The organism is Pseudomonas sp. (genome assembly GCF_035497915.1).
Classification (GTDB): domain Bacteria; phylum Pseudomonadota; class Gammaproteobacteria; order Pseudomonadales; family Pseudomonadaceae; genus Serpens.
This window is the reverse complement of sequence record NZ_DATJCS010000020.1, coordinates 70,764-77,277: the sequence shown is the minus strand read 5'-3', so window position 1 is coordinate 77,277 and position 6,514 is coordinate 70,764. Positions and strand designations below refer to the sequence as shown.

5 protein-coding genes are annotated in these 6,514 nt (G+C 62.9%); all 5 read right to left on the bottom strand.

From position 1 onward, the window contains the following. Positions 1–85: 85 nt before the first annotated feature. The 5 genes from VL129_RS07225 to VL129_RS07205 all read right to left on the bottom strand — a co-directional run bounded on the left by VL129_RS07225 (position 86) and on the right by VL129_RS07205 (position 6,502). Entirely contained in the window at positions 86–1,003 is a 918-nt protein-coding gene (locus VL129_RS07225) for a DUF2931 family protein (RefSeq protein WP_325411550.1), read from the bottom strand. Beyond that, positions 1,000–2,934 (bottom strand): PAAR domain-containing protein, encoded by a 1,935-nt coding sequence (locus VL129_RS07220; RefSeq protein WP_325411548.1) that lies wholly within the window; start codon positions 2,932–2,934, stop codon positions 1,000–1,002. The genes VL129_RS07225 and VL129_RS07220 overlap by 4 nt, the downstream gene beginning before the upstream one ends. Positions 2,935–3,305: 371 nt before the next feature. Further along, positions 3,306–4,319: a TRAP transporter substrate-binding protein gene (locus VL129_RS07215; protein WP_325411546.1), complete on the bottom strand. Its 1,014-nt coding sequence runs from the start codon at positions 4,317–4,319 to the stop codon at positions 3,306–3,308. 133 nt (positions 4,320–4,452) lie between these two features. Continuing rightward, a complete protein-coding gene (locus tag VL129_RS07210; protein ID WP_325411544.1) occupies positions 4,453–5,271 on the bottom strand; it encodes an HpcH/HpaI aldolase/citrate lyase family protein in 819 nt (272 codons plus the stop codon). A gap of 25 nt (positions 5,272–5,296) precedes the next feature. Continuing rightward, a complete protein-coding gene (locus tag VL129_RS07205) occupies positions 5,297–6,502 on the bottom strand; it encodes a CaiB/BaiF CoA transferase family protein (protein WP_325411542.1) in 1,206 nt (401 codons plus the stop codon). Positions 6,503–6,514: the final 12 nt, after the last annotated feature.

Below are 6,514 nucleotides of genomic sequence, written 5' to 3'. Positions count from 1 at the left end.
GAGCACGTAGCGGCCGGCGGGGTCGATATCGCTGGCGGCGTTGGCTGCCAGGGACAGAACCAGCAGCAAACAGCCCAGCAGACGCTTACCAGGAGCCATAGGGAATTCCGTGCTTTTCGATGTAGGCCTTGGCGGCGGGCTTCAACGGTCGGTGCTTGCCTCCTGAACGCCCTCCATACGGCCCCAGCGGTTCGATTTCGGCTTGCGCGCGCAGGACCTCGGTCCCGAAAAAGCAAGGGCCGGTAATCCAGAGTTTTACGATGCCGCCAGGCGCCAGGCCGATGGTAATGGCGTTGCGGTATTCGTTACCCCAGCCCGAGATGGGACAATTGACATATTCAGGTGTGATCATCAGGTCACGCGCCTTCGCAGGAATATCGAGAGTCACGCGATAGGTTTGTGGCTCGACCAAGGACTGCCAGCGGATATGGATACGCGCTGGTAAATCCAACTGACTGAGGTGACGCCCAGCGCCGAGTCCAACGGATTCCGGCCACCCCGCCGGCTGCCCCGTGCCATTCTCGGGTTGCCAGATTGAAACGCTCCCCGCCACAGCTTCTCGGGAAGTAATGCCACGCACATCGGTGATGTCGGTGGTTTCCACCCAAACGTCCATGTAATCGGGTGCGAAGTAGCCCAGGTACCAAACGTCAAAGGGCAGTTCAGGCTGACGCAGGTAGCAGGCCTGGTACTTGCCCATGTCGCGCAGCAGGCAGGCGCCATCGAGGGTTAGGCGGGTGTCATTAATCAACTCGGCGATTTCGGGATGGCCCTGAGCGCCCTGCAAGATAAGGGTCTCGCCCTGCCGCTGCCAGCGACCCTGCACCCTCCCCTCGACGTTGCCGTAGGCCATGGTGGCCGCAAACGTGCCGTCGCTTCGGATAAGCAGCGCTGAGTCCATTTCTCGCACACCGTTGAGCACGTAGCGGCCGGCAGGGTCGGCTTCGTTTGCCCCGCTTGCCAGAGATAGCGCGGTCAGAAATATGAGCAAGAGGAATTTCATGGCAGGAACACGCCCTCGGCCTTATTTGCGTGAATGGCGCGCTTGTTGTCCTTGGCGGGGCGATTGACGAAGTGGGCCGTCATGGCGCCGCTCTCCCCTGGGTAGATATTCCAGTGCGCAGACTGGTGCAGGTAGTGCGCCTTGAGCACGGTGAGTTCTTCAGGCGAGAGGTCCAGAGCGGACTGACCGCGGGCAAAGGCCAACAGTTTGTCAGCAATTAACGTTAGAGACGCCGGGATGGCGTACTGGGGATCAGCTTCATCCAAGGCCTTAAAAGGCGTCCCAGCATCCCGAGCCAGTGCATGCATGAGGCGTAACGTGATGCGCCCGTATTCTCCACGCACCCGCCGTTCCAGCTTGATCTGGGCATAAACGGCTTTGGAGGGGCGGGCCTCGCGTAGGTTGGACAGAACCTCCCAGCAGTCGATATACAGGCGGCCTTCCGGCTGCCAGGGATCGAGCAAGTCCTTCTGCTGCCATTCCGCAAGAGCCTGTTCGGCGCGCCGCCAGGCCAGGCTTTCTTCCTTGCGCAGTCGCTCATCAACGATGTCGATGAAGGGGCGAGTCAAAAACAAATGCTCATCCGCCACATCCGGATAACTGCCACCGATATCGCCGTGGGCGCCGGGGATAACGATTTCCTTGAAACCGGGTCGGGTACTGTTGAGCGAGAAGTTATGGCGATATTCATCGCCGGCCACCAGATGGATAACCTTGGGCGCGCTGTCCGGGGCCAGGTGAAGCTTGAGATCACCGTTGTGGCCGTCATGCACATCCCAGCCATCACTGAAGGTGCCGATGGCGGCCACGGTATCGAACAGGCCAATCAGATTGACACGCAATCCATGGCCAAACCGCCAGTCAAAATCGGCTAGCAGAGATCCCTGACCACGCAAGGTTTGCGCTAGCTGCGAGTTTCGGCCTCTGCGTAGATCGCTCACAAGATGCCGGGCCGCCGCAGCACCACGACTAAAGCCAAAGATATCAATTGCAATATATTTGATCTGCTTATTCGGATTTTGAGTAATCAACTCTTCAGCAATGTTAGAAAGTTGAACGACGCCATTGCTGACCTTCTCAAGAACACCGGTTTCTCCTCTACCAAGCGCCATGTCTGGAAACAGTTTATCCGCCTCTCCGGACTGAGTCCCTACGCCACCTACATAGATAGGGATGCACGCTTCAGAAGTCTGCTCACCCATGGACTCTGGGCTATCGTCGCGGTACAGCTCATACAACTTGGCAATATTGGTCTTCTGCCTCCCATAACTACTCATCGGATCCATCTGATGAGGCAAGCAATGGTCGAGCAGATTCTGTGCGTCCTGCGAATCAAGCCCCAACTGGCTGGCCCGGCACTGATTGCCGCGCGCGATATTGTCGGCATTGTCCCCGGTCCCGTCGAAGAAGAAACCGACACGCAGGGTAATGGCCTGGCGGCTCTCGGCGATCAGCTCTTCCTCCTCTTCTTCCTCCTCGAACGGGGCTTCCTCCAGTGCGGCATCCTGGTCGAAGCTCTCGGACTGACTGCTGGCCAGCCTGCTTTCGGCGGTACGCAGTGCCTGCGCGGCGGCAGGGGTGGATGTTGCTGCTGCGCCAGCGCTCGCATCTGAGGTGGAGGCAGTGCTGACGGAGGAGGATGCAGCACCGGCCGCACTGTTGCCGATGATTACCGTGCCGGAGCCGCCGATGACCACGTTGCCGTGGCTACCCAAACTGCCCTGCACGACGGCGGGCTGGCCATTGATCAACACATTCGGAATGACATTGCCGTTCAAGGCGGCGCCGCAAGCAGTGGTGTCGCCCATACGCGCGGCGGGCAGACCGTCGATGAGGACGTCTGGCGAGCCGGTGGCGATGGGGCTGTTGCCGTGCCCCGGAAGTGGGCAGAGGGTGGCATCGCCCTGGCGGGCGGCGGGTTTTCCTGACATGACACACTTCCTTGTGGATCCCGTTGGGCTCTATGGGATCGGCGACGATTATTCGGTTTGAATTAGTTCTTCAAACCCTGTGATCCGTTATAGTTGTGCAACTTTCTGCACAATTAACTGCAGGCAATATTCGCAAAAAATACTGTAGCGAAGAACTTGCTTTGTCAATGCAACACCAGGACCGGGATCAGGAAGTTGTGAATCTGGCGTTTTTATCCCGCAAGGCGAAACGAACGCTTGATTCGGCCAATTGACAGTCGGTTCTGCCCATCAGCATCGAGAACGCAATTCAATTGCGTGGCTCGCAAAAAAGGCCCGTCGACTCCGGGAGCCGACGGGCAAAGAGGATGTACTCAGGGTTAACGCAGGGATCAGTGGCTGGCGGCGACGCTGTCCGCCTGGTTGGACGCCGCGGCGGCCTCGATCAGTTCCTTGCCGATCTCGGCCTCGAACTTCTTCCACACCGGCTTCATGGCCTCGCGCCATTCGTTACGCTCTTGCGCGGTCAATTCGATGATCTGGCTGGTGCCGGCCTTGACGATGGCCTCGCGAGCCTCGCGATTGAGGTCGTCGGCCTGGCGGTTCACTTCCTTGGTCACATCCTTCATCACGCCCTGCAGCTCGGCGCGAATGTTCTCCGGCAGGCCGTTCCAGAATTTCGTGTTGGTGATGACCATGTAGTCGATGGCGCCGTGGTCGGACGCGGTGAAGTACGGCTGCACCTCATGCACCTTCTGGCTGAAGTAGTTCGACCAGGTGTTCTCGGTGCCGTTGACCACACCGGTCTGCAGGCCCTGGTACACCTCGGCAAAGCTCATCTTGCGCGGGTTGGCGCGAATGACCTTGAACTGCTCGTCCAGCACGTTGGAGGCCTGCACGCGGAACTTCAGGCCGCGCGCGTCCTTGGGCAGGCGCATCGGCTTGTTGGCCGACAGCTGCTTCATGCCGTTGTGCCAGTAGGCCAGGCCGGTGATGCCCTTGCCTTCCATGCTGCGCAGCAGCGACTGGCCGGCGTCGCTGGCCTGGAAGCGGTCCACGGCGTGGATGTCGTCGAAGATGAACGGCAGATCGAAGATCTGGATGGCCTTGGCGTAGGGCTCGAACTTGGCCAGCGAGGGCGCCAGCATGTGCACGTCGCCGAGCAGCAGGGCTTCCATTTCCTTGCCGTCGCCATACAGCGAGGAGTTCGGGTACACCTCGACCTTGACCTGGCCCGGCAGGCGCTCTTCGGCATAGCGCTTGAACAGCAGGGCGCCCTGCCCCTTGGGCGTGCTGTCCGCCACCACGTGGGCGAACTTGATGACGATGGGGTCCGCCGCCTGCACGAGACCGGCGAAGGACAGGGACACGGCGCAGGCAAGCGCTTTGAAAGTGAAGTTGCGCATGGGGTCTTACCTCTTTGTTTTTGTATGTGTGGTTGGCCTTTCAAGGCCGCTTTCCCTCCCTGGCGGTCGTTGCACTCCTCTGAAGTGAAGGGATTTGGCACGGGCAGCGGTGGGCGGCCCATGCGGGAACTGTTCAGTGCTGCCCGGCACGCTCCAGCAGGCGGCGGGCGCGACCGATCACCGGCATGTCCACCATCTGGCCGTCGACCACGAACACCGCCTCGCCCTGGGCGAAACCGGCGATGACACGACGCGCCCAATCCAGCTCCGCTTCGCTGGGCATCAGGGTGGCGTGCACCACGTCCACCTGCTTCGGGTGGATGCACAGTCGGCCGCCGAAGCCCATGTCGCGGATGTCGGCGGTGTGGCGGGCCAGGCCGTCAGCGTCCTGGAAGTCGGGGAACACGCTGTCCAGCGGCGCGGCCAGGTCGGCCAGCCGCGACTGCAGCAGGATGGCGTAGCGGGCCTGGTCGAGGATGCGTTCGGCCGCGGCAGTGCCGCTGGCCAGGCCCAGATCCAGACCCAGGTCCAGCGCACCGAAGCTCAGCCGCTCGACGCCCTTGGCGCGGGCGATCTCCTCCAGGCGCTGCAGGCCCAGCGCGCTTTCGATGATCGGCCACACCGGCTTGCCGCATTCGGCCGTGCGCTCCACCTGCCGGGCGCTCTCGGCCTTGGGCAGCAACACACCGACCACGCCGGCATAGCGGCGGCAGACAGCCAGGTCCTCCAGATGCTGGGCATGCAGGGCACCGTTGATCCGCACATACAGCCGCACCTCGGGGTTGTCGCGCAGGTAGCGCTCCAGGTTGTCGCGGGCCTCGACCTTCAGGGTTTCGGCCACGGCGTCCTCGAGGTCGACGACGACCACGTCGGCGCCGGTGGCCAGGGCCTTGGCGATGCGTTCCGGGCGGGTGGCCGGCACGAACAGGGCGGAGCGAACGATGCTGCTCATGAAGAGTGTCCTTCTTGGAATGGGGTCAGACGGCGCCCTGCTGGCGCAGGCGCTGGATATCGCCCTCGGCGTAACCCAGCTCGCCCAGCAGGCGCTCGGTATGCTCGCCGAGCGCGGGCACCGGGTCCATGCGCGGTTGGAATGAGGCGTTGCGACCCGGCGGCAGCAGCGCCGGCAGTTCGCCCGAGGGGCTGCCCACCGTGGTCCAGCGCTCGCGGGCCTTGAGCTGCGGGTGCGCCCACACGCCGGCCATGTCGTTGACGTGGGCGTTGGCGATCGGCGCGGCATCCAGGCGCGCGATCACCTCGTCGGCGGTCAGGGTGCTGAACACCTCGACGATGATGGCGCGCAGCTCGGCGCGGTTTTCCGAGCGCTTGAAGTTGGCGGAGAAGCGCGGGTCCCGGGCCAGTTCCGGCGCGAGCAGCACCTTCTCGCAGAAGGCCACCCACTCGCGCTCGTTCTGCAGGCCCAGCATCACGGTCTTGCCGTCGCCGGCCGGGAACGGGCCATACGGGTAAATGGTGGCATGGGCGGCGCCGGCACGCGGCGGCGGAGTGGCGCCCTGGTAGGCGTAGTACAGCGGGTAGCCCATCCATTCCACCAGGCTTTCCAGCATCGACACGTCCACGCGGCTGCCCTTGCCGGTCTTGTCGCGCAGCATCAGCGCCGAGAGCACGCCGGTGTAGGCGTACATGCCGGCGGCGATGTCGGCGATGGAGCAACCGGCCTTGGCCATCTCGTCCTCGCCGGGCCCGCCGGTGACGGACAGGAAGCCGCCTTCGGACTGGATCAGCAGGTCGTAGGCCTTCTTCTGCTCGTAGGGGCCGCCCTCGCCATAGCCGGAGATGTCGCAGACGATCAGGCGCGGGTAGCACTCATGCAGCACCTCGAAGGACAGGCCCATGCGCGCGGCGGCGCCCGGCGCCAGGTTCTGCACCAGCACGTCGGCCTGGCTCAGCAACTGGTCGAGCACCTGCATCGCCTCGTCCTGCTTGAGGTCCAGGGTCAGGCTTTCCTTGGAGCGGTTGGTCCACACGAAGTGGGAGGCCAGGCCGTCGACGCGCTCGTCATAGCCCCGGGCGAAGTCGCCCGAGCCGGGGCGCTCGATCTTGATCACCCGCGCGCCGAGGTCAGCCAACTGACGGGTGCAGAACGGCGCGGCGATGGCGTGCTCCAGGCTGATGACGGTGATGCCGTCCAGCGGACGGACGCTGTTGTTCGGTGTGCTCATATCCGGTTGTTC